This window comes from Pseudomonas sp. Z3-8, from assembly GCF_051131975.1.
Taxonomy (GTDB): Bacteria; Pseudomonadota; Gammaproteobacteria; order Pseudomonadales; family Pseudomonadaceae; genus Aquipseudomonas.
In genome coordinates this window covers 2,873,837-2,896,331 of sequence record NZ_CP071643.1, presented here as the reverse complement: position 1 = coordinate 2,896,331, position 22,495 = coordinate 2,873,837, and the positions used below count along the sequence as shown (strand labels likewise).

Annotated in this window: 19 protein-coding genes; 10 read left to right on the top strand and 9 right to left on the bottom strand. The window is 62.1% G+C overall.

The genetic code is table 11. From position 1 onward, the window contains the following. The first annotated feature begins 57 nt into the window (after positions 1-57). Genes J3P94_RS13380 through J3P94_RS13365 form a run of 4 tightly spaced genes read left to right on the top strand, consistent with a single transcriptional unit; the run spans position 58 to position 3,741 of the window. A complete protein-coding gene (locus tag J3P94_RS13380; RefSeq protein WP_434574008.1) occupies positions 58-1,224 on the top strand; it encodes an ABC transporter substrate-binding protein in 1,167 nt (388 codons plus the stop codon). 26 nt (positions 1,225-1,250) lie between these two features. Beyond that, on the top strand, positions 1,251-2,225 hold the full coding sequence (locus tag J3P94_RS13375; RefSeq protein WP_434574007.1) for a YVTN family beta-propeller repeat protein: 975 nt from the start codon (positions 1,251-1,253) through the stop codon (positions 2,223-2,225). Next, entirely contained in the window at positions 2,222-2,953 is a 732-nt protein-coding gene (locus J3P94_RS13370; protein WP_434574006.1) for an ABC transporter ATP-binding protein, read from the top strand. The genes J3P94_RS13375 and J3P94_RS13370 overlap by 4 nt, the downstream gene beginning before the upstream one ends. Then, entirely contained in the window at positions 2,950-3,741 is a 792-nt protein-coding gene (locus tag J3P94_RS13365; RefSeq protein ID WP_434574004.1) for an ABC transporter permease, read from the top strand. Before J3P94_RS13370 ends, J3P94_RS13365 begins: the two co-directional genes overlap by 4 nt. A gap of 51 nt (positions 3,742-3,792) precedes the next feature. Here the strand turns inward: J3P94_RS13365 and J3P94_RS13360 are convergent, their stop codons facing one another. Then, a complete protein-coding gene (locus J3P94_RS13360) occupies positions 3,793-4,740 on the bottom strand; it encodes an IS110 family transposase (RefSeq protein WP_434568586.1) in 948 nt (315 codons plus the stop codon). Between the two features lie 413 nt (positions 4,741-5,153). Here J3P94_RS13360 and J3P94_RS13355 point away from each other — a divergent pair, with 413 nt between their 5' ends. Further along, positions 5,154-5,687, top strand: coding sequence for a PQQ-dependent catabolism-associated CXXCW motif protein (locus J3P94_RS13355; protein WP_434574002.1), 534 nt, complete (start codon positions 5,154-5,156; stop codon positions 5,685-5,687). A gap of 53 nt (positions 5,688-5,740) precedes the next feature. After that, positions 5,741-6,406: a response regulator transcription factor gene (locus J3P94_RS13350; RefSeq protein WP_305500841.1), complete on the top strand. Its 666-nt coding sequence runs from the start codon at positions 5,741-5,743 to the stop codon at positions 6,404-6,406. Between the two features lie 169 nt (positions 6,407-6,575). Here the strand turns inward: J3P94_RS13350 and nahK are convergent, their stop codons facing one another. The 5 genes from nahK to J3P94_RS13325 form a co-directional block, all read right to left on the bottom strand. Further along, positions 6,576-9,218, bottom strand: a complete 2,643-nt coding sequence (gene nahK, locus J3P94_RS13345; protein WP_434574000.1) for a hybrid sensor histidine kinase/response regulator NahK/ErcS' — start codon at positions 9,216-9,218, stop codon at positions 6,576-6,578. Next, on the bottom strand, positions 9,148-10,311 hold the full coding sequence (gene nosP / locus J3P94_RS13340; protein ID WP_434573998.1) for a nitric oxide-sensing protein NosP: 1,164 nt from the start codon (positions 10,309-10,311) through the stop codon (positions 9,148-9,150). Before nosP ends, nahK begins: the two co-directional genes overlap by 71 nt. A gap of 262 nt (positions 10,312-10,573) precedes the next feature. Further along, on the bottom strand, positions 10,574-11,758 hold the full coding sequence (locus J3P94_RS13335; RefSeq protein ID WP_305500837.1) for a porin: 1,185 nt from the start codon (positions 11,756-11,758) through the stop codon (positions 10,574-10,576). A gap of 364 nt (positions 11,759-12,122) precedes the next feature. Continuing rightward, entirely contained in the window at positions 12,123-13,397 is a 1,275-nt protein-coding gene (locus tag J3P94_RS13330; RefSeq protein ID WP_434573996.1) for a glucarate dehydratase family protein, read from the bottom strand. Then, a complete protein-coding gene (locus J3P94_RS13325) occupies positions 13,394-14,701 on the bottom strand; it encodes an MFS transporter (protein WP_434574164.1) in 1,308 nt (435 codons plus the stop codon). The genes J3P94_RS13330 and J3P94_RS13325 overlap by 4 nt, the downstream gene beginning before the upstream one ends. A gap of 202 nt (positions 14,702-14,903) precedes the next feature. On the opposite strand from J3P94_RS13325, the gene J3P94_RS13320 reads away from it, so the two are divergent. Beyond that, complete coding sequence (locus J3P94_RS13320) at positions 14,904-15,800, top strand: LysR substrate-binding domain-containing protein (protein WP_434573994.1); 897 nt, start codon at positions 14,904-14,906, stop codon at positions 15,798-15,800. Between the two features lie 110 nt (positions 15,801-15,910). Beyond that, entirely contained in the window at positions 15,911-16,342 is a 432-nt protein-coding gene (locus J3P94_RS13315) for a nuclear transport factor 2 family protein (protein ID WP_305500832.1), read from the top strand. A 170-nt stretch (positions 16,343-16,512) separates the two neighbouring features. Here J3P94_RS13315 and J3P94_RS13310 read toward each other — a convergent pair whose 3' ends face one another. Next, entirely contained in the window at positions 16,513-17,436 is a 924-nt protein-coding gene (locus J3P94_RS13310) for a LysR family transcriptional regulator (protein ID WP_434573993.1), read from the bottom strand. Between the two features lie 125 nt (positions 17,437-17,561). Here J3P94_RS13310 and J3P94_RS13305 point away from each other — a divergent pair, with 125 nt between their 5' ends. Together J3P94_RS13305 and J3P94_RS13300 are read left to right on the top strand one after the other, a co-directional pair. Further along, positions 17,562-17,768, top strand: a complete 207-nt coding sequence (locus J3P94_RS13305; RefSeq protein ID WP_434573991.1) for a tautomerase family protein — start codon at positions 17,562-17,564, stop codon at positions 17,766-17,768. A gap of 310 nt (positions 17,769-18,078) precedes the next feature. Continuing rightward, entirely contained in the window at positions 18,079-18,813 is a 735-nt protein-coding gene (locus J3P94_RS13300; RefSeq protein WP_434573990.1) for an SDR family NAD(P)-dependent oxidoreductase, read from the top strand. Between the two features lie 49 nt (positions 18,814-18,862). On the opposite strand, the gene J3P94_RS13295 is transcribed toward J3P94_RS13300, so the two are convergent. Next, positions 18,863-21,004 carry a TonB-dependent siderophore receptor gene (locus J3P94_RS13295; RefSeq protein ID WP_434573989.1) on the bottom strand — a complete coding sequence of 714 codons (2,142 nt, stop codon included), beginning with the start codon at positions 21,002-21,004 and terminating at the stop codon, positions 18,863-18,865. Between the two features lie 77 nt (positions 21,005-21,081). Next, positions 21,082-22,494, bottom strand: a complete 1,413-nt coding sequence (locus tag J3P94_RS13290; RefSeq protein WP_434573987.1) for a PLP-dependent aminotransferase family protein — start codon at positions 22,492-22,494, stop codon at positions 21,082-21,084. Position 22,495: the final 1 nt, after the last annotated feature.

Here is a 22,495-nt window from a genome sequence, read left to right as displayed (position 1 = left end):
ATATTTCCCCGCGCTCCTGGCCTTCCTATGCTGGCGCTACCTGCAATGGAGGATGTCATGCGCCGGCTCGCACGTTTTGCCCTGGTTTATCTGCTGGCTACGACCACCGCTCAGGCCGGCGATGCCGTGGCGTTGCAAGTGCGCATCGGCTACCTGGGTTATCGCCCCGATCCCGGCCCGCTGCTGTCCAATGTGATTGCCGAACCCACCGATGCCGGGTTGCGCGGCGCCGAGCTCGCGATTGTCGACAGCAACAGCACCGGACGTTTTCTCAAGCACGACTACCGCCTCGAAAGCGCCAGCGTAGACAGCCCCGAAGCGCTGCTCCAGGCCGCCCGCGCCCAGCACGATCGGGGCCTGCGGCTGTTCGTGGTGAATGCACCCGCTACCAGCCTGCGCCAGCTCAGCGCCGCCCTGCCCGACAGCCTGCTGTTCAACGCCGGCAGCCCCGACGACAGCCTGCGCACCAGCGACTGCCTGGGCAACGTGCTGCACACCCTGCCTGATCGGGCGACACTCGCCGATGCGCTGATCCAGTTCAGCGTTGTGCGCAAATGGCAGCGCGCCTTGCTGATCGTCGGCCAGACACCCGCAGACCAGGCCTACGCCGCCGCACTGCGCCGGGCCATGAAGCGTTTCGGCATGAAGATCGTCGCCGAGAAACCCTGGCAGTTCGACAACGACCAGCGCCGCAGTGCCCAGGCCGACATGCCGTTGTTCACCCAGACCGCCGAATACGACGTGGTGCTGGTGGCCGACGAGCGCGGCGATTTTGGCGAGTACGTGCCCTACCAGACGTGGTACCCGCGTCCCGTGGCCGGCACCCAGGGACTGACCCCGACCGGCTGGCACAAGACGGTCGAGACCTACGGTGCGGCGCAGTTGCAAAAACGCTTCGAAGCCTTGGCCGGGCGCTGGATGAACGACCGCGACTTCGCCGCCTGGATCGCCGTGCGCAGCATCGCCGCCGCCGTCGGCAAACTGCGTCAGGATGACCCTTTCGCCATCCGCCAACTGGCCCTCGGCGACCAACTGCCGCTCGACGGTTTCAAGGGCCGCAAGCTCAGCTATCGCCCCTGGAACGGCCAATTGCGCCAACCGATTGCGCTGGTCCAGCCACGCGCCCTGGTCAGTACCTCGCCCCAGGACGGGTTCCTGCACCCCAGCAACGAAATGGACAGCCTGGGCTACGACCAGCCCGAAGTCAGCTGCCGCTACCCCTGATCAATAACAACAACAAGGAAAACGCCATGCGCCGCTCCCTGCTTTGCCAGATCCTCGCCTTCGGCGCTGCGTTGATCGCGGCGGGCCCTGCCGTCGCCGCCATCGCCTGGGTCTCCAACGAGAAAGACAACAGCCTGAGCCTGATCGATATGCAGAGCCTGGAAGTCGTCGACACCCTGCCGGTGGGCCAGCGCCCTCGGGGTCTGCTGCTGTCCCATGACAATCGCCTGCTGTACATCTGCGCCAGCGATTCGGATCGCGTCCAGGTGATGGACGTTGCCACCCGCAAGATCATCAAGGAGTTGCCCTCCGGCAAGGACCCCGAACAGTTCGCCCTGCATCCCAACGATCGCTGGCTCTATGTCTCCAACGAAGACGATGCCCTGGTCACGGTGATCGACACCGAAACCTCCGAAGTACTCGGCCAGATCGCTGTGGGCGTCGAGCCCGAAGGCATGGCCGTCAGTCCCGATGGCAAGTGGGCGGTCAATACCAGCGAGACCACCAACATGCTGCACTGGATCGACACCAGCACCCAGACATTGGCCGACAACACCCTGGTGGACCAGCGGCCGCGCTTCGTCGAATTCAACCGCGACGGTACGCAGCTCTGGGCCTCGGCCGAGATCGGCGGCACCTTGAGCATTCTCGACGTCGCCACCCGCCAGGTACTCAAGACCCTGACCTTCCAGATCAAGGGCGTGCACCCGGACAAGGTCCAACCGGTGGGCATCAAGCTCAGCGCCGACGGCAAGCTGGCATTCGTCGCCCTGGGCCCGGCCAACCATGTCGCGGTGATCGACGCGCAAACCTTCGAAGTGCTGGATTACCTGCTGGTGGGTCGACGGGTCTGGCAGTTGGCATTCACCCCGGACCAGAAGCAACTGCTGGCAACCAATGGCGTCAGCGGCGATGTCTCGGTGATCGATGTGCAGAGCCGCAAGGTGCTCAAGTCGGTGAAAGTCGGACGTTATCCGTGGGGCGTGGTGGTCACGCCATGAACGCCTTGGAGGTCAGCGACCTGAGCTTTGCCTACGGCGCGCGCGAAGCCCTGCGCCAGATCAGCTTCAGCCTGCCCGCCGGACGCTTCGCCGCGCTGCTCGGGCCCAACGGTGCCGGCAAGTCGACGCTGATTGCCTTGCTGACGCGCCTGTACGACGTGCAACGCGGCGAGATCCGGGTCGGCGGCCACTCGTTGCAGGGCGCGCCACGCCAGGCCTTGCGCCAGTTGGGGGTGGTGTTCCAGCAAAGCACCCTGGACCTGGACCTGAGCGTCGAACAGAACCTGCGTTATCACCTCGCGCTGCACGGCTTTGCCCGGCGCAAGGCTGACGTCCGGATTGAGCTCGAACTGGCTCGCCAGCACCTGACCGAACGGCGTCACGAGCGGGTGCGCAACCTCAACGGCGGGCATCGGCGCCGGGTGGAAATTGCCCGCGCGCTGCTGCATGAGCCGCGCCTGTTATTGCTCGATGAGCCGAGTGTCGGCCTCGATCCGGCCAGCCGTCACGCCCTTGGAGAGCATATCCGCCAACTGTGCCGCGAACAGGGCATCAGCGTGCTCTGGACTACGCACCTGCTGGACGAAGTGCAGCCTCGCGATGACTTGCTGATCGTGCATCAGGGGCGGCTGGTCGCCAGCGGTCGCGCCGAGGCGGTGAGCCTGGAACATGGCGGCAGCCTCGGCTCGGCCTTCCATCGATTGACCACCCCGGGAGTGGCCGCATGAATGCATATTGGCAATGTTTCAGCGGCATCGTGATGCGCGAATGGCTGCGCTTCGTGTTGCAACGCACGCGGTTGCTCAGTGCTCTGGTACGGCCGTTGTTATGGCTGCTGGTGTTCGCCGCCGGCTTCCGGGCCGCCCTGGGCATTGCGATCATCGCGCCCTACGACACCTACATTCCTTATGAGGTGTACATCGTGCCGGGGCTGGCCTGCATGATCCTGCTGTTCAACGGCATGCAGGGCTCACTGTCGATGGTCTATGACCGGGAAATGGGCAGCATGCGCGTACTGCTCACCAGCCCCCTGCCCCGGGCCTTCCTGTTGGCGAGCAAGTTGCTCGCGACTTCGCTGATCTCGCTGCTGCAGGTCTATGCCTTTCTCGCCATCGCCTGGTTGTATGGCGTCCAGCCTCCAGCCACGGGCTTGCTGCTGGCGCTTCCGGCGTTGCTGCTGGTGGCCTTGATGCTCAGTGCCCTCGGCTTGTTGCTGTCCAATGCGATCCGCCAGTTGGAGAACTTCGCCGGGGTGATGAACTTCGTCATCTTCCCGATGTTTTTCCTGTCTTCGGCGCTGTACCCGCTGTGGAAAATGCTCGAGGCCAGTCCGTGGTTGTACTGGCTGTGCGCGGTGAACCCGTTCACCCACGGCGTGGAGCTGGTGCGCTTCGCCCTGTATGGGCAATTCAACCTGCTGGCGATGGCCATGTGCGTGGGTCTGAGCCTGGTGTTTGCGTTGCTGGCGGTGTGGACGTTCAATCCGCAGCATGCGGCATTGCGCAAGGCGAATTAAAGCTACCTGGCAAATATCCCTGTGGGAGATTCTATGGTGCAGGACTAGCCCCTAAATGCCTTTTGGTAAGTATTCGCTCTGGTTCTTCAACAGAGCGAATACCACTCGGGCAAGCTTGCGGGCCAGCGCTACCAATGCCTCGGTTGTGCTGAGCCCTCGGGACCTCAAACCCTCGTAAAATCCCTTCCACGCCGCCGTGCGACTCGCCGACATCGCGGCGTTGTGCATCAATCGGCGTGCCTCCGGATCACCTCGCTTAGACAGGCAGCGGCGTCCCTTCTTTTTTCCCGAGTCCGATATGCGCAGGTCCAGACCCAGAAAAGCGATGAAGGCATCGGCATTTCTGAAATCTCCACGCTGGAACGACGTGAGCAAACGGGCACCGCTTAACAGACCGATGCCTTCGACTTTCATGCAGCGCTTGAGCTGACTGCCCAAACCGGCTGCATCCAACTGCGTCTGGATTGTTTTCTCAAGCAAAATTTCGAGTCTTTGCATGGCCTTTATCTGGTTCTCAAAGGCCGTTTTGAGCAACGGTTCGTTTGACCAGCTTTGCTTGAGGCTGACACGCGCCTGAACCAAGGCTGCCCGCCGCCGGAAAAGGCTTATAAGCCTGCAATACAGGGGCGATGGCGGGGACCAAGGGTGCAACTGGTGGCCTTCGTTGTTCAAGTAGCGAGCCAACAACCGAGCATCCAGCGCATCGGTTTTAGCGCGCATTTTCACACCTTTGCGGTAATGACTGAGTTCGTAACCGCCGATCATATAAATCACACAGCCATGCGCATAAGCCAGATCGGCGAAGTCCTGGTGATAGATATTCGTGGCTTCGATGGCGACATCCATTGGCGCAGGTAATGCCTTGAGCCACTTCTTGATATCAGCTTTGGTGTTGGGGATCGTTTCGAGTCGATCGGATTGGGCGTGATAAATCACCAACTCATCTTTGGCGACATCCACACCTACGATCGGCTGGGCGGTGGCGACGGGCATTGCCATTGAAAATCCTCCGGGCTAAGGTTTGAACACTTGAAGGGTTCACCCAGAGGCGCAGGCTTGTTCCTATCGTCGGTCTAGGCCAGATGCATTCTTTATCGGCGCTTGGGTGAAAGGAGGAGGGGTGAAATCTCCCACGGTCTGTACTGCGGCTAACAGTCAGAATCGAGCCTAGTCCCTCCTCCTCCCTTCAAGTCCTACCATACAAGCGAGCCTGCTCGCGAAGGCGGTGGATCAGATACATCAATGGCGGCTGGATGACCGCTTTCGCGAGCAGGCTCGCTCCCACAAGGGATTGGTGTGTACGTCCATAATTGGGAAATTACTACTTTAGTACCGGTTTTCCTGTCTATGGTCGCATTCACAAGACCTCGACCGTGACATGTAATGGGCGCATAACAAGAAGGATAGAACCTATGCCCCGTTTGCTCGCGATCGTCTTGCTGGGCCTGTCGCTGAATGTCGCGCAGGCCGACAGCTCGCTGTTTTCCCCGCAGGGCTTTCGCATCACTCAATACCGCAGCCCGACGCCCGCCTCCGCAGACAGCGCGCAAACCGTCGACACCGAAGCCTTGCAGCGCCTGCTAAAGCAAACGCCCGCGCCAGTGCTGATCGACGTCTACCGCCGGCCCTGGGTCCAGGGCCGGTTCATCGACACCGAACCCCATGCCAACCTGCCCGGCAGCTTGTGGCTGGCCAACACCGGCGACGGCGAACTGGACGCGACCTGGCAGGACTACTTCACGTTTTACCTGCGCAAAGCCACCGCCGGCCAGGCCGATCAACCGCTGGTCTTTTACTGCCGCTCCGATTGCTGGTTGAGCTGGAACGCGGTAAAACGCGCCGCCGCCTTGGGCTATAAACATCTGTATTGGTACCGCGACGGCCTGGATGCCTGGGAGGCGGCCAACCTGCCCCTGCAAGCGGCCCGCCCCGAACCCTTGCCCTGAATGGCCGAGAGCCGTGCAACTGCCCCAACACGACAATAACGAGGTGAATGGCCATGTATAAAATCCTGATAGCCGACGATCACCCACTGTTTCGCGAAGCCATCCACAACGTCATCAGCGACGGTTTCGCCGGGAGCGAGGTGATGGAAACCGCTGACCTGGACAGCGCCCTGGCGCTGACTCGCGAACACGATGACCTCGACCTGATCCTGCTCGACCTGAACATGCCCGGCATGCACGGCCTCAATGGCCTGATCAACTTGCGCAACGAGGCACCGACCATCCCGGTGGTGATCGTGTCCGCCGAGCAGGACAAGCAGATCGTCCTGCAGGCCATCACCTATGGCGCGGTGGGTTTCATCACCAAGTCGTCGCCGCGCGCGCAGATGACCGACGCCATCGAGCAGATCCTCAATGGCAACGTGTACCTGCCGCCAGACATCATCCGCACCCAGAAGAGCCCGACGGGCCGGCGCCTGAACGAGACCCCGGCGTTCCCGCCGGAACTGCTCCAGGCCCTGACCCGCAAGCAACTGCTGGTGCTCGAACGCATGACCAAAGGCGAGTCGAACAAGCAGATCGCCTACACGCTGGACATCGCCGAAACCACGGTCAAGGCCCACGTCTCGGCGATCCTGCGCAAGCTCAACGTGCATAACCGGGTGCAGGCGATTCTCAGTGCGGGGGATATCGATTTCGGGGCTTACCTGCGGCGTTGAACCGCGGCCTGGAGAAGATCGCCCGTGGCGAGGGAGCTTGCTCCCGCTGGGCAGCGCAGCGGCCCCAAACCCAGGGAACGCGGTGTGTCAGTCTGGTTGAGTTGAATGGATGGGGGCTGCTGCGCAGCCCAGCGGGAGCAAGCTCCCTCGCCACAAAAAGCGGTTCTTCTCAACGGCTGGTTGCCTGGCCCAACAAATGACTCATCGCAATCTTCAGCTTCATCGGCCGCACCGGCTTATGCATCAGCGTGTGCCCGCGCTCGCGGATCTGCTGCTTGAGTTCGTTGCTGTAGTTGGCCGTGATCATCATGGCCGGGATCGGTGAGGTGCGGCAGGCGTTGATCCGGGCCACCGCGTCCATGCCATTCTGATCGTGGTCCAGGTGATAGTCGGCAATCAGCAAATCCGCCTCGGCGCGGTAATTGTCCACCTGGCGTGCCAGGTCCTGTTCCGACAGTGCAGTCACCACGCGGCAGCCCCAACCTTCGAGCAAGGTGCGCATGCCGGCACAGATCGCCGCGTCGTTATCCAGCACCCACACCCGCGCGCCACGCAGGCGTTCGAGCATCGGCTCGCTCATATCCAGGCACGCCAGCGGCTTGGGCGCGGTGGCGCTAAGTGGAACCTCAATGGCGAACACCGAGCCCTGGCCCGGCCAGGAGCGGACCTTGATCGGATGCCCGAGAATCCCGGCGATCTTCTCGACAATCGCCAACCCCAGACCGAGTCCGCGATCCTGGTCCGGGCGCTGGACGTCCCCACGCTTGAACTCCTGGAAGATTTCCTCCAGCCGATCCTGGGCAATGCCGATGCCGGAATCCCAGACTTCGATCGAGACACGGTTACCGTGACGTCGGCAACCCAGGACCACCCGCCCGTTGGGGGTGTAGCGAATGGCGTTGCTCAACAGGTTGCGCAGGATCCGCGCCAGCAACTGGATGTCGCTGCGCACCAGCACCGAACAAGGCACGAAGCGCAACGCCAGGCACTCGCTACGGGCGACCTGAAGGTATTCGGCGGCCAGGGTGTCGAGCAGCTCACTGAGGGCGAACGGCGCCACATCGGCCTTGATCACCCCGGCATCCAGCTTGGAAATATCGACCAGGGTGCCCAACAGGTTTTCCACGTCCTGCAGCGAATTGCTGACGTTGCGCACCAGTTGGGCGTTCGCCACCGGTTCGCGGCGTTCGAGCAAGGCGCTGGTGAACAGCCGCGCCGCGTTCAACGGTTGCAGCAGGTCATGGCTGACCGCCGCGAGGAATTTGGTTTTCGACAGGTTGGCCCGCTCGGCCTCGCGCTTGGCTTCGCGCAGGCGCAGCTCGACCCGGCTGCGCTCGTCGATCTCGCGTAGCAACTGGTCGTTGAGCGTGGTCAGCTCGACCGTGCGCTCCTGCACGCGCTGCTCCAGGTTCTGGTAGGCCTGGTGCAGGGCCTCGGCGGTGCGGCGACGTTCGGTGATGTCGCGGATCAGCACGAAGATGCCCACCACCTCGCCATTGGCCAGCCGATTGGGCACGTAGGAGCGCAGCATGTAGCGCTCCTGGTTGTTGATGTTGGTCTCGGCGAATTCGAAGGTCACGCTCTCCCCGGCCAACGCTCGGGCCACGTAGGCTTCCAGGCGCTGGTAATGCTGCTCGCTGTGGGCTTCGCGCAGGCTTTGGCCGAGCATCACCCCCCGCGGCCAGCAGTACCACTGCTCATAGACCTTGTTGGTGAATTCGTAGACCAGGTCGGCGTTGAGGTAGGCGATCAGTGCCGGTACGTGATCCGTGATCAAGCGGATCCAGCGCTCGCTTTCGCTCAGTGCCTCGGCATGCTGGTAGCGCTCGGTAATGTCAGTGAAGGTATTGACGTAGCCGCCGGTCGGCAGCGGATGAGTCCGGATCTCCAGGACCCGGCCATCGGACAGGCGCTGTTCGCACTCCTGGATCAACCGCCCATTGCCGTCGCGACTGGCCGGCGTCAGCAGTTGCAGCTCACTGTCGGCGATCACCTCGTTGAATGGCCGATGAGCCGCCACCGGCGCCAGGCCGCTGAGCTCCAGGAAGCGCCGGTTCCACAATTCCAGTACGCCCTGGGCATTGACCATCGCTACGCCCTGGGACAGGTTGTCCACCGCGCGCTGCAGCAAGTGGGATTTCTGCGCGATGGCTTGCTCACGGCGTACGGTTTCGCTGAGTTTGACGTCAGTGATATCGGTAAACAGGAACACCCGCCCGCCCTCCTGGGTCGGCCGTTCGCTGACCTGCAGCCAGCGGCCGTTCTGTAATCGGTACAGCACCGGCTCATCGGGCTGGCCGCGGGTTTCTTCGCTGAACAGGCCATTGGCGGTCATCAGGCGCTTGACCTCGCCCAGGCGCATCCCCGCGATGATCCGCACCCGGCTGTGGGCCCAGAACGCCTTGAAACGGCTGTTGAAGAGGACAATGCGTTGCTGTTCGTCGAACAGCACGAACGCATCGGAAATGCTCTCGATCGCATCGATCAGATGGCGATGGGCGGTTTCCGCCCGCAGCCGGGCTTCGCCCAGCAGATGGTTGCCGGCCTTGAGCTCGGCCATCGCCTGGTTCAAGGCGTCGGTGCGCTCGCGGACCTGTTCGGCCAGCACCACCGAATGCTGGAACGCTGCGTACGGGTCGCTGCCTCGGGTCACGCCGGATTCGACCCGCTCGATCAGCGCCGCGTTGATGCGCCGCAGCTTATGGTTGTCGTGTTGCAGGGCGGCGATCTGTGCCTGCAGTTCAGCGATGACCGGGGACGCGATGACGGGCAATGGCAACTCCGGTGAAGGTCTGGTTGATGTGCATGCCATTGAACTGTTCTCCATAGGTGTTGAACCCCATCACCCGTTGTTCGCGCAGGAACTGGCCGATCTGCTCCAGGCCAGCGCTGTCTTCCAGCTCAAGGCGCCTGAGGAAGCAGTCGCAGCCGATGGTCAACAACAGGTCCCCCAGGCGCTCCTGCAAGCCATCAAACAGCGCTTGCAGGTTTTGCAGCAGAGGCCCCGGGCGCATGGCCGTGAGCACGATGCCGTTCTCTACCGCGCAATAAAAACTCAGGCTCAGGTCCGAGTGGACTTGCTGGATCGCCCGCACGTAGTACTGATCGTTGATGCGCACGGCCAGTGGGTGGGCGGCAAATATCCGGTAATCCAGCGCGCTGACCGGCACACCGATATGCCGGGCGTATTCTTCGGCGGCGGGTTCGGCATTGAGCTCGTAGACCCGCCGCGAGGCGCTGTCGGCGCCGGTCACCACCAGCTTCTCCTGGCGAGGCAGGATGTGATGGGTGGTGAACACCTCGAACGCCAGCCAGGTATTGATCAGCACCACCACGGCGGCGCCGCTGTGGAACTGGCCTTCAAAGTAGACGTGGGTGTGGGTCAGGTAATTGTCATCGCCGGCCGAGCCACCGAAATGCGGGATGTCGCCCAAGGCTGCGCTCAACGCGGCCAGTACCATTTCCTCGCGACTGGACAGGCCGTCGAGCAAGGTCAAGGCAAAACTGTGGCCCTTGATCGGCGCCAGGACGTTGCTGCGACAGCCACCGGCCAGTCGCTCGACCATCTGCTGGGCGTCGATCAGGCTGAAGTGCTCCATCTCGCCGATCAGCTCGGCGGCAATGGAAAAATGCCGATGATCGAACCCCACCGCCGTCACGCAGTTACGACCGTAGCCCTGCGGGGTGATTTCCCCGGCGCTGGTGCAACCGACCAGGCGAATCCCGCCGAAACTGCGAGACAGCGCCTGGCCCAGGGCCGGCAAGTTGTATTCGGCGGAACAGAAAAACAGCACGAAACCCAGGTACGGGTGCAACAGCTGTCGCGCCAGTTCCTGGGCCACTTGCTCGACGTCCGTTGCCTGGGACATGGCGCTGACCACACCTTCGCTCTGGGCCTGCTGCATCTGCGCCTCCGACGGTGCGTGATAGAGCCCTGAGTGTACGAACCCGCGCCCGGCGGACGAATGCTACTTGGGTAGCGGGTGGACACTTCCATGGGAGGAGAACCGAGGGTTTGTTCGCAACGTGGCGAGGGAGCTTGCTCCCGCTGGGCTGCGCAGCAGCCCCTTGAACTGGCATTGAGGTATATCAGGCTCATTCAGTCAGATTTTTGGGGCTGCTTCGCACCCCAGCGGGAGCAAACTCCCTCACCACGCCGGTGCGGCCTTACCAGGTCAGCACGGCCCCCACCGCGAAGGTGTCGGTGTCTTCGTTCTGTGCGCTGGTGTCGTGGCCGTTGATTTCGAACTGGTTGTATTCGGCGACGAGCTTGAGGTTGTCGTTGATGTCATGAAACAGCGCGACACCGCGAGTCTCGTAGTCGGCGCCACTGCCGACCACTCCGTTGCCGTCGTCCTCGGTCTTGCCGTAGGACAGCGCCAGGCGATTCTTGCCGAGCTTGTAGGAACCCTGCAGCAGATATCCCTTGCTGTCGACGTTGCGCAGCGTGGCCTCGCCGGCGTTGTTGGTGAAGAACGGGTTGATGCCCTTGGCCTGGAACCCGGAGCCGGTGAGCGAGAGCCCGCCCATCTTCGCTTGCACGCCATAACCCAGGCCTTTGGAGGTGACCGATTCGACATTGGTATCGGTGTTATCCGAGGTCTGGTAGCTGCCGTTCAGCCAGCTGTAGATCTTCGCGCCGCCGAGATCGAACTGGTAGGTGACCTCGCTCTCGGTACGCGGGTTTTCCTGGTAGGCCTTGCCGGTGGCGCTGCTGTCGTTGGTGTCCACCGGGTCCATGATGCCTACCGCCACACGCAACCCGTCCATCACCGGAGTGCGATAGGTAATCTGCGAAGTCGGGAACGGGTATGGGTAACCACTGCCGATATTGCCGAACGACACCCCGCCGCCATCCACCAGGCCGAGGGTGTCGCTGACCTGGCCGTAACCGGCCAGCAACTCATCAAGCAGGATGTTGGAACGGGCAAACAGGCCGAAGTCCTTGCCGATCAGCACCTCGCCCCACTCCGGATTGGCGACGGTGCCGTAGAACTGCCGCACGTCGATGGCGGTGTCGGTGCCGTTGGTTTCGCTGTCATTGATGGTCACCCAGAACGAGGCGCGGGCGCCGAGCTTGAGGTCATCGACCTGCTTGCCCATGTTGAAGCCCAGGTAGTTGGGCAAAAAGCCCATCTTGACCCGCGACTGGCGCCGGTCGAACTGCTCCCCCGCCCGGTCAACGTCGCTGTTGACGTAGAAGGCGTTGATGTAGCCATCGGTGGAGAAAGTGGTCTGGTCCTTGTCGTACAGCATGATTTCGGCTTGCGCCCAGGGCGTCAGGCCCAGGCTCGACAGGCCGGCGATGACCGCAGGCAAAAAACGCAGGCAGGTATTCTTATTGTTGTGCATGGCGCGCTCCGCAACAGGGGACGGGATGTCGGAGGCGATTATCGAAAGGCAACCGGGCGGGTCATACGCTGCCTTGGAGGGGATTACCGGCTGCTTTGGCAGCGCCGGCCCGGCGCGGCAGTTTGGGTGTAAGACGGCGAGGCTGGCGGGCGCGGTACTTTGGGTGGGGGCCAGCGGTATTGCCCGCAACAGCAGGCCCTGTGGGAGCGAGCTTGCTCGCGATGGCGCCGGATCATCAACATAGATGTCGATTGATACACCGCTATCGCGAGCAAGCTCGCTCCCACAGGTTTCTCACCATGTTGCTCTTGTGGCGAGGGAGCTTGCTCCCGCTGGCCTGCGCAGCAGGCCCATGGGCTTCGGATCAGAAACGCGGTTTGACCGTGGTCCAGTCCGGCCGATAACGCCGCATCTGCCGCACATCGTCGCGCTGGCGAATGCCGCAACTGAGGAACTGCTCATGCAGCTTGCCCAGTTGATCGCGGTCCAGCTCCAGGCCAAGGCCCGGCGCCCGGGTGATCTTCACGCAGCCGTCGACAAACGCCAGCTTGCCGCCCTTGATCACTTCTTCATCCGGTTCCTGCCAGGGGTAATGGGTATCGCAGGCGTAATCCAGGTTCGGCACCGAAGCCGCCACGTGGGCCATGGCCATGAGGCTGATGCCCAGGTGCGAGTTGGAGTGCATCGACACGCCCAGACCAAAGGTCTCGCACATCTTCGCGAGCATCTGGGTATCGCGCAGCCCGCCCCAGTAATGGTGGTCGGCCAGGACAATCTGCACGCTGTCCTGCGCCACGCTGCGGCGGAACTCGTCGAAGTCGGTGACCACCATATTCGTCGCCAGCGGCAATCCCGTGCGCTTGTGCAGCGCGGCCATCCCTTCGAGCCCGGGCGTGGGGTCCTCGTAATATTGCAGGTCATCACCGAGCAGCTCGGCCATGCGGATAGAGGTCTCCAGCGACCAGTTGCCATTGGGATCGATGCGCAGCGGCAATCCCGGAAAAGCCTGTTTCAAGGCCTTGATGCAGGCCACTTCATGCTCCGGCTCCAATGCCCCGGCCTTGAGCTTGATGCTCTTGAAACCGTACTCCTCGATCATCCGTCGGGCCTGGGCGACGATCTGCTGCTCATTCAGCGCTTCGCCCCAACTGTCTGCGGGATACGGTGAGTCGATATGCTCGGCGTACTTGAAAAACAGGTAGGCGCTGAACGGCACTTCGTCGCGGATCGCACCGCCCAGCAAATCCACCAGCGGCACATTCAGGTAATGCGCCTGCAAGTCCAGGCAAGCGACTTCGAAAGCGGAATAGGCATTGCTCACTGCCTTGCTCGCATGGGAGCCCGGCGCCAGTTCCGCCCCGGCGACGCTCGCCGGTTTGTGGGCAGCCACGGTGGCCTGGACGATAGCGCGCAACTGGTTGAGATTGAACGGATCGAGGCCGATCAACTGGCTCTGTACCTGCTGCTGGATCGCCAGGGCCGGCGCATCACCGTAGCTCTCGCCGAGGCCGATGTAACCGTTGTCGCTTTCGATCTCGATGATCGAGCGCAGCGCGAACGGCTCATGAATGCCGCTGGCGTTGAGCAGAGGTGGATCGCGAAAAGCGATGGGGGTCACGGTAACGCGTTTGATCTTCATGCAGCGGCTCCCGATGGGCCAGGTTTCAGGGCTTGAGAATTGTTCAGCAGGTCAGCTTCGACCGGGTTTTCAGGCTGGCCGGACAGCGCGCCAGGTTTGCCGCGCCCCGGTTGGGTCCGGGCGAAAAAGATCACCACGGCGGCAACCAGCGAGGTGATCGCCAACCCATACAGGCCGCCTTCGATGGAACCGGTGGTCTGCTCCAGGAATCCGAAGGCCGTCGGGGCGACGAAGCCGCCGAGGTTGCCGATGGAATTGATCAAGGCAATCACGGCCGCCGCGATGCGGGCGTCGAGATAGCCTTGGGGGATCGGCCAGAAGAGCGCCGAGGCGGCTTTGAAGCCGATGGCCGCGAAACAGATGGCGACGAAGGCAAAGATCGGCCCGCCGGTGGTGGACATGAACATGCCGAACGCGGCGATCACCAGCGTCACCGCGACCCAGGCCTGCTGGAACTTCCACTTGCCGGCCAGGGCGGCAAAGCCATACATCGCGACGATGGAGATGATCCACGGAATCGAGTTGAGCAAGCCGACCTGGAAATCCCCCAGGTTGCCCATCTTCTTGATCATGCTCGGCAGCCAGAACGTGGCGCCATAAATGGTCAGGGCAATGGAAAAATAGATGAAGCAGAACAGCGCGATCTGCCGGTCGGCGAGCAATTTGAACATTGAAGGCTTGATGACCTGGGCGGCTTCCCGCGCCCGCTGCTCTTCGGCGATGGCGGCGATCAACACGGTTTTTTCTTCAGCCGTCAGCCATTTGGCCTGGCTGGGGTGCGATTGCAGCCAGAACCAGACAAACCCGCACAGCACGATGGACGCGCCGCCTTCGATCAGGAACATCCATTGCCAGCCATGCAGGCCCAGCCCGCTGATGTGCAGCAAGGCGCCGGATACCGGCCCGGAAATCACCGAGGCGATCGCCGAACCGCTGAGGAAGATCGCCATCGCCTTGCCGCGCTCGTTGGCCGGCAACCATTGGGTGAAGTAATAGATGATGCCGGGAAAGAACCCCGCCTCCGCCGCTCCGAGGATGAAGCGCAACACATAGAAACTGGTTTCGCCACGCACGAACGCCATGGCCATGGCCGCCGCGCCCCAGGTGAACATGATGCGCGTCAGCCAGGCCCGGGCGCCGTAGCGCTGCAAGAGCATGTTGGACGGCACCTCGAACAGCGCGTAGCCGATGAAGAACAGCCCGGCACCGAGGCCATAGGCTGCAGCGCCAATGCCCAGGTCGGTTTCCAGGTGGCTGCGGACGAAGCCGATGTTGACGCGGTCGATGTAGTTGACGATGAACATCACCACCACCAACGGCAGGACGTGACGTTTGACCTTGGCCGCGGCGGTGGCCAGGGTCGAGTCCGATGCGTGATTCAAGGGTGCCTCCCAATCTTGTTTTTGTGGGGCTTTCTGCTTTTGCTAGGAGCGGATTGATGATGGACGCGAGGGATTGTTCCCGTCTAATCTAACTTGGCACTTGATTGATACCGGAATTGAATCAATGTTTGAACTGGCCCAACTGCGCTGCTTCACCACAGTGGCAACTGAACTGAATTTCCGCCGGGCCGCAGAACGCTTGAACATGACCCAGCCGCCCTTGAGTCGACAGATCCAGTTGCTGGAGCATCACCTCGGCGTCGAGTTGTTTACCCGCAGCACCCGCAGCGTCGCCCTCACCGCAGCCGGCCGGGCATTTTTCATCGAAGCGCAGAACCTGCTGCAACAGGCGCAACAAGCCGCCGAGGCCGCCAAGCGTTTTGCCCAGGGCGATATCGGCTCGGTCACCATCAGCTTCGTCGGAAGCGCGGTGTATGAATTCCTGCCCAGAGTCATTGCCGAGGCGCGGCTCAAGCAGCCACAGGTCAAGATCGTTCTCGCGGAGATGAACACCTACCAACAGCACGAAGCCTTGCGCGCCCGGCGCATCGACCTCGGCATCGTTCGTTCGCCGTTGCTGGAAACCGGCTACGCGACCGAATGCCTGGTACGCGAGCCGTTCGTCCTGGCCGTGCCGGCCGGCCATCCGCTGGCCAGCGCCGAGTCTGTCAGCGTGCAGGATCTGGACGGACAACCGTTCCTCATGTACTCCCACTCCGCCTACCCACCCTTCAACGAACTGCTCACCGGCATGCTGCGCTCGGCCCGAGTCGCCCCACAGTTCGTGCAATGGCTCGGTTCATCGCTGACCATCCTGGCACTGGTCAACGCCGGCATGGGCGTGGCGCTGGTGCCCCGGTGCGCGACCAGCGTGGTGTTCAAGCAGGTGGTGTTTCGCGAGATCGACCTGGGCGAAGGCGTGCAGAGCGAACTGCATCTGGTGTGGCGGGAGGATAACGACAATCCGGCGTTCACGATGCTGTTGGAGGGGATTCGCGGGGCGGTTCGGGAGGGGTTGTGAGCATATTCGCGGGATCACGTGGCTATTCCAGTCTTTCCTGACAAGTTGTACGATGACCGACGAGAGCTCACGCCTCGTTCCTGCATACCTACAACAACAAGGAAATTCTCATGAAAAAAGCGCTATCGGTCATCGGCTTCCTGTGCCTGTTCAGCGGCTACGCCGCAGCCGCCCCCGCCTCAGCTGAAAAAGAGGTTGCCGAAGCGGTCGACCACCTGACCCAGGCCATGCTGCACAAGGACATTCCCCAGCTTCAGGCGCTCGCCGCCGAGAACCTGACCTACGGCCATTCCAGCGGCAACATCCAGGACAAGAAAGCCTTCATCGCCGACATCGAAACCGGCAAAAGCGCGTTCAAGACCCTGGAGATGAAGAATCAGAAAATCACCCTGTCAGGCGATGTGGCCCTGGTGCGCAATCATTTTTCCGCGCAAGCACTCAAGGGCACCGAAGTGATCCCGACGGAAATCGAGAACTTCCAGATCTGGCAGAAGCAGAATGGGAAGTGGCTGCTGATCGGGCGTCAGGCGTTTCGGTTTTGATCGCGGGTAGCGTTATTTGAGGTAATGGTGATCCCGTGGCGAGGGAGCTTGCTCCCGCTCGGTTGCAAAGCAACCGCAAAAAAGGGGCCGCTGCGCCCGAAGCGTCGGACCGGCCCAGCGGGAGCAAGCTCCCTCGCCACGGGGGATCCAGCCAGGCCGGGGGGGTGCTTTCAACCCTCGGCCCATTGCTGCCGATACCCCAACAGAAAATCCACAAACGCCCGCACTCGCTGCGGCACGTAACGGCCGTGGGGGTACAGCAAGGTGAACGGGCGCGAGCGTCCCGCGAACGGCGCCAGCACTTCCACCAGTTGCCCGTCCGCCAATTCCTTTTCCACGATAAATCTGTAGGTCTGGAACAATCCCGCGCCATGCCTGGCCAGCGTTACGCCGCCCAGCACATCATCGGAACAGCAATACCCGCCCTGCCCGAACACCTCCTTCTCCTTGCCCTCGACATTGAACAGCCAGGAGATACGCCGCCCGCTGCTGGGCAATTCGAACTGGATGCATTCGTGTAAGTCGAGGTCTTCCAGGGTGAGCGGCGTGCCGACCCGTTTCAGGTACTCCGGGGACGCAACCACCACCAGCCCGGCGTCCTCCAGCAACCGGGCGATCATCGAAGAATCCGGCTGGGCGCGTACCCGTATCGCCAGGTCATAACCCTCGGCAACGAAGTCGATGTTGCGGTTGCTCAGATGAACATCCACGCTGACCTGCGGGTACAACGCGCGGAATGCCGGCAGCAGCGGCAGAATGCGATGATGACCATAAGTCGTGGGCACGCTGATGCGCAGTTGCCCGGACGGCACCGTTTGCGCGCCCATCACTTCCTGTTGCGCCTCGACCAGTTGCGTCAACGCCTGGCGGCATTGCTCAAAAAAGGTCCGGCCGGCATCGGTCAGCCGGATGCTTCGAGTGGTACGCACGAACAGCCGCGAACCCAGGCGCTCCTCCAGGCGAAAGATCGAACGGCTCACCGCCGCCGGAGTCACCCCGGCCACCTGGGCGGCCGCCGTGAAGCTGCCCGCCTCGGCCGCCAGGCAGAACAATTCGATGCTGCCCAACTGCAAATCTTCGAAATGCCGCTTCATGATTCATTACACCGCGTATCAACAGAAGATTCCCGATGCCTGTTTATCAGCCCGTGGCGTATAAATACAGTGGCCTCGATTGCGTGGGGCTCTTCCTGCGTACATTTGTTCAATTGGAGTGCAGCATGCCTTTCGTCAACGTTCGTATCACCCGCGACGGCGTTACCCGCGAGCAGAAAGCCCAGGTCATCAGCGAAATCACCGAGACCCTGCAGCGCGTGCTGGGCAAGGACCCGCACCTGACCCATATCGTGATCGAGGAAGTCGACACGGATAACTGGGGTTACGCGGGCGTGACGACAACCGAGTATCGAAGCAAGCCCAAGGAATGACGCTTCATCCCTGACGAGCCCGGTCCGAATGACCGGGCTTTTTTCTGCCCGCCATCCCGCGACCTCTGTGGGAGCGAGCTTGCTCGCGATGGCGGCGGGTCAGACAGCTCAAATGTGACTGATGGGCCGCTATCGCGAGCAAGCTCGCTCCCACAGGAGTTGGGTGAATTTCTGCAGGATTGATTACACCAAGTATCAACTCAAGTACCAGAACCCCCATTTATCAAATTCGAGCGCATCAATAACCTGATCTCAACCCCGCCAACCCAGGCGCAGCGGTTCTAACCCAACGGGATCAGGAGTCAACATCATGAGCAATCGGAAAACCATCATCATCACCGGCGCGTCCAGCGGCATCGGCCTTGGCCTGGTCAAGGCGTTCCTCGCTCGCGGCTATAACGTGGTGGGCAATGCCCGCTCGCAATCGGGCCTGGATGACGCGGCCGGCCAGCTCGGTCACCCGGCGAGCTTCATCGGCGTGGCCGGTGACATTGCCGCCCCGGCAACCTCTACCGCCCTCGTCGGCAAAGCCATCGAAGTCTTCGGCGCGGTGGACGGGCTGGTGAACAACGCCGGGTTCTTCCTGCCAAAACCCTTCATCGAATACAGCCCCCAAGACCTCGAATCGCTGTTGGACACCAACCTCAAGGGGCTCGTCTACGCCAGCCAGGCTGCTGCCGCACACATGATCAGTCGCCGCCAGGGTTTCATCATCAACATCTCCGCCTCGGTGGCCCTGCAACCGAACATCCAGGTGCCGGCAGCGCTGCCGGTGCTGATCAAGGGCGGTGTCAACCAGATGACCCGTGCCCTGGCGCTCGAACTGTCGCCGCACAACATCAAGGTCAACGCGGTAGCGCCCGGCATCATCGACACGCCGATGCATGACCCGGCCAATCGTGACTTCCTCAACAACCTGGCCCCGGCCGGTCGGGTAGGCACCATCGACGAGATTGCCGAAGCGGTCCTGTACCTGGCGGGTGCCGATTTCACCACCGGCGCGATCCTGCCGGTGGACGGTGGGATGAGCACCGGCAAGTGGTAAAAAAAAACCCGAAGGCAAAACCTTCGGGTTTTTCGTCAGGCCTTTTTGTTTACATCGTGTAGGAAATACCTGCCTGCACGGTGCGCGGCGCGCCCGGATAGGCGTACACACCACCAAACGCGCCCTCCTCGTAATCCGCATCGAACAGGTTCTTGAGGTCGAGGTTGAGGCGAATGCGCTCGTTGACCTTGTAGTAGCCGAGCAGGTCAACCACCGTGTAATCGTCCATGGTGAAGGTGGTGGCCGCGGTGTTGCCAGCCCGCTCATCGACGTACCTGGCGCCCAGGCCAAGGCCCAGTCCCTTGAGGCCGCCGTCCTGGAACTCGTAGACGTTCAACAGGCTGACGGAGTTCTTCGGCACGTTGAGCAAGCGCGTCCCCGTCGGGATGCTGACGTCCTTGGTCACTTCGGCATCCACATAGGCGTAGCCGCCAATCACGCGCCACTCCGGCGTCAGGTTGCCCGCCACGTTCAGGTCGAAACCACGGCTGCGCACCTCGCCGGCCGCCACGTTGAAGGTCGAATCCAGCGGATCGGGTGTCAGCACGTTGCGTTTTTCGATCTGGTATATCGCCGCATCGACGCTCAACTGACGATCCAGCGCCTCCCATTTGATGCCCATTTCGTAAGACTTGCCTTCCTCCGGCTTGAACCCGCCCCCTTCGCGGCTGGCGCCGTTGTTGGGTTTGAACGAACGGGCGGTGTTGGCATAGACGGCGACCGTGTCGGTCAGGTCATAGATCACGCCCAGGCGTGGGGTGACGGCGTTGTCGGTGACGTCCCAGTTGCGGCTGCCGGGACGCGCCTGGGGAACGAAGGTTTCGTACTCATGCTCGAACCGCTCGAAACGCGCACCGGCCAGCACCTTGAGACGCTCGGTCAACGCCACTTGGTCCTGGATGAAAAAGCCGAAGGTCTTGAGGTTTTCCTGGTCATTGGTGGGCGTACGGGTCAACGCCGGGCGCGGCTGCCCATACACCGGATCGAAGATGTCGATCGGATACGCACCGGCACCGGCAGCAGAGCGCTGGATGATCGACTTATAGTCGTAGTCTTCATACTCGACGCCGGTCAACAGCGTGTGCTCGAACCCGCCGGTGGAGAAATGCCCGGTGAGATTGAGCTGGGTATCGCGGTCGGTCCATTCCAGTTTGCGATAGTTGAAGTTGCGCCCCAGGGTCCGCCCGTCGGCGCCGATGCCGTTGGCTTCGACGGCGTTGCCCTGCAACGTGCCGTCGAGCCACTGAGTGCCGCCGGCGAGGGTCCAGTCGTCGTTGAGCATGTGCTCGAAACGCACCTGCAGCATGCTGTTGTCGTTGTGCAGCTTGCCGGCGTCTTTTTCACCGAAGAAGGTATCGCGGGACGCCGCGCCGCGCTGGCCAGGATAGTGAGTCAAGCCCCGGTCCAGCGGATGGTTGTTGCGCATGAAATCGCCTTCGAACGTCAGGCGCGTGGTGTCGTTGACCTGCCAGGTGACCACCGGGGCGATGCCATAACGCTCGGTCTCGACGTGGTCGCGAAACGTATCGCCGCCCTCGCCGATCACGTTCAGGCGATAAGCCAGGCGCCCTTCTTCATCCAGCGGCCCCGACGCATCCAGGGTGCCGCGACGCATGCCCTGGTCAGTGACCTGGCTGCCCAGGGTCACCGTGCGCTCGGCCAGCGGTTGCTTGGATACGATATTGAACGTGCCACCCGGGTCGCCACGGCCATAGAGCATCGTCGCCGGGCCGCGCAGTACCTCCAGCCGCTCGATGGTGTTGGCATCCGGCATGTTCGGATAGCCGCGGTTGATCGGAAAACCGTTACGGTAGAACTCGCCCGTGGTAAAGCCGCGCACCGTAAAGGTGGTCAGGCCCTGGCCGCCGAAGTTGTTGGCCCTGCCGACGCCACCGGCATAATCAAGGGCATCCTGCAGACGCATGGCGCTGAGGTCCTCCACCACATCGCGGGATACGACGGAGATCGATTGTGGGGTTTCATGAATCGCGGTGTCGGTACGCGTGGCACTGGCCGAACGGGTCGCGTGGTAGCCCTTCACCGGCCCCTGCGCGGTCTCGAAGTCCGAGGTGCCGACGATATCGGTGGCTTGCAGCTCCAAAGGCGCCCTGTCCGTCGTGCCGGGTTCTTCTGCCCGGGTGGAAATGGAATAAGCCTGGAGCACACACAGAGAAACGAGTATCCGACGCATCGACACACAATCCTAACGAAAGAACGCCAGCCTGGAGGCCGGCAGGAATAGGTCGCGAAAGATACAGCAACTCATTCCTATTTGACATCTATTCCCATTAGCACTGACGTCCCAACAGTCGACTCCCGCTCAATCTCGCGGAAAAAAGCCTGGGCACGAGCATCCTGGGTATACGCCACGTTCAGGCGCAACCAGTCACTGCCCTCCCCGTTCGGCAGGAACGTCGACCCCTGGGACAACTGCACTTGCAATTGCTCGGCGATCCTTTGCACGCGCCCCGCCGGCACATGCCGAGGTCGCGCCCAGATGAACAGGCCACCCGAGGGCTCGGCAAACACCTCCCAAAGGGCCGGTTCAAGCTGGCGCAACGTGCCTGCCATCTGCTTGTTCAAACGCAGGCGCAAGCGTTGGATCAACTTGCGATAAGCGCCGTTGGCCAACAGCGTCGCCACGACGTTTTCCGCCAGCAATGAACAGCCGATGCCGGTCACCATCTTGATTTCAGCCAGGCGGTTGATGATTTCCGGCTGGGCCACTACGTAGCCGACGCGTAATGAACTGGACAAGGTCTTGGAAAAACTCGCCAGGTAGATCACCCGGTCCAGGGCATCGAGGGAAGCCAGGCGTGAGGTCGGACCGTTCTGGAAGTCGGCGTAGATGTCGTCCTCGATGATGCGAAAGTCATGCAGCGTCGCCAGTTGCAGCAGGCGATAAGCAACGCTCGGCGCCAGGCTGGTGCCGGTGGGGTTCTGGTACATGCTGTTGACGAAGAAGTACTTCGGCTCATGCGCGCCGAGCAAGCGCTCCAGGCTCGCGACGTCCGGGCCCTGCGCGGTCCTCGGCACCGCCAACGTCTTGACCCCGTGCAGCTTCAGCAGGTTGAACAGGTTGTAGTAACCGGGGCTTTCCACCAGTACCAGGTCGCCGGGTTTGAGCAACGTGCGCACCAGCAGGTCGAGGCCATGACTGGCGCCCTGGGTCGTGATGATCTGCGCCTGATCGACGTGAATATCGATCAGGCCCAGGCGCTTCTGGATCTGCAGGCGCAGAGGAGCGGAGCCCAGCGGGGTGCTGTAGTTGAACAACGCGTGACTGTCGCAGCGCACCACTTGGCGGATCGCCTGGCCCAGGTCGCTGTCGTCGCGCCAGGCGTCCGGCAGCCAGCCGCACCCCAGCTTGAGTTGGGTCGATGGGTTATCGAACAGTTTCCAGGCGCCAGCCTCCTCGGCTTCCGGGGCCAACGCCTCGGGGCGGCGTTGCGCCACGAAAAACCCTGCCCCATGCCGGGATTCCAACACACCGCTGGCGACCAGTTGGTCGTAGGCCTTGATCACGCTCGACAGGCTCAAGCCATTTTCCGTCGCCAGTTGGCGGATCGAAGGCATGCGGGCGCCAGGGCGAATGCCGTGGGCGTTTATCCAGTCGCTGACGCTGGCGACGAGTTGCCGAACCAGGGACCCCGTAGCGTTGCGATTGATGTTCAGGTCCATG

Excerpts from the sequence above, each read along its gene's own strand:
- J3P94_RS13380 (WP_434574008.1), top strand. The coding sequence starts at position 58 with ATGCGCCGGCTCGCACGTTTTGCCCTGGTTTATCTGCTGGCTACGACC.
- J3P94_RS13375 (WP_434574007.1), top strand. The coding sequence starts at position 1,251 with ATGCGCCGCTCCCTGCTTTGCCAGATCCTCGCCTTCGGCGCTGCGTTG.
- J3P94_RS13370 (WP_434574006.1), top strand. The coding sequence starts at position 2,222 with ATGAACGCCTTGGAGGTCAGCGACCTGAGCTTTGCCTACGGCGCGCGC.
- J3P94_RS13365 (WP_434574004.1), top strand. The coding sequence starts at position 2,950 with ATGAATGCATATTGGCAATGTTTCAGCGGCATCGTGATGCGCGAATGG.
- J3P94_RS13360 (WP_434568586.1), bottom strand. The coding sequence starts at position 4,740 with ATGGCAATGCCCGTCGCCACCGCCCAGCCGATCGTAGGTGTGGATGTC.
- J3P94_RS13355 (WP_434574002.1), top strand. The coding sequence starts at position 5,154 with ATGCCCCGTTTGCTCGCGATCGTCTTGCTGGGCCTGTCGCTGAATGTC.
- J3P94_RS13350 (WP_305500841.1), top strand. The coding sequence starts at position 5,741 with ATGTATAAAATCCTGATAGCCGACGATCACCCACTGTTTCGCGAAGCC.
- nahK (WP_434574000.1), bottom strand. The coding sequence starts at position 9,218 with ATGGCATGCACATCAACCAGACCTTCACCGGAGTTGCCATTGCCCGTC.
- nosP (WP_434573998.1), bottom strand. The coding sequence starts at position 10,311 with ATGCAGCAGGCCCAGAGCGAAGGTGTGGTCAGCGCCATGTCCCAGGCA.
- J3P94_RS13335 (WP_305500837.1), bottom strand. The coding sequence starts at position 11,758 with ATGCACAACAATAAGAATACCTGCCTGCGTTTTTTGCCTGCGGTCATC.
- J3P94_RS13330 (WP_434573996.1), bottom strand. The coding sequence starts at position 13,397 with ATGAAGATCAAACGCGTTACCGTGACCCCCATCGCTTTTCGCGATCCA.
- J3P94_RS13325 (WP_434574164.1), bottom strand. The coding sequence starts at position 14,701 with ATGTTCATCGTCAACTACATCGACCGCGTCAACATCGGCTTCGTCCGC.
- J3P94_RS13320 (WP_434573994.1), top strand. The coding sequence starts at position 14,904 with ATGTTTGAACTGGCCCAACTGCGCTGCTTCACCACAGTGGCAACTGAA.
- J3P94_RS13315 (WP_305500832.1), top strand. The coding sequence starts at position 15,911 with ATGAAAAAAGCGCTATCGGTCATCGGCTTCCTGTGCCTGTTCAGCGGC.
- J3P94_RS13310 (WP_434573993.1), bottom strand. The coding sequence starts at position 17,436 with ATGAAGCGGCATTTCGAAGATTTGCAGTTGGGCAGCATCGAATTGTTC.
- J3P94_RS13305 (WP_434573991.1), top strand. The coding sequence starts at position 17,562 with ATGCCTTTCGTCAACGTTCGTATCACCCGCGACGGCGTTACCCGCGAG.
- J3P94_RS13300 (WP_434573990.1), top strand. The coding sequence starts at position 18,079 with ATGAGCAATCGGAAAACCATCATCATCACCGGCGCGTCCAGCGGCATC.
- J3P94_RS13295 (WP_434573989.1), bottom strand. The coding sequence starts at position 21,004 with ATGCGTCGGATACTCGTTTCTCTGTGTGTGCTCCAGGCTTATTCCATT.
- J3P94_RS13290 (WP_434573987.1), bottom strand. The coding sequence starts at position 22,494 with ATGGACCTGAACATCAATCGCAACGCTACGGGGTCCCTGGTTCGGCAA.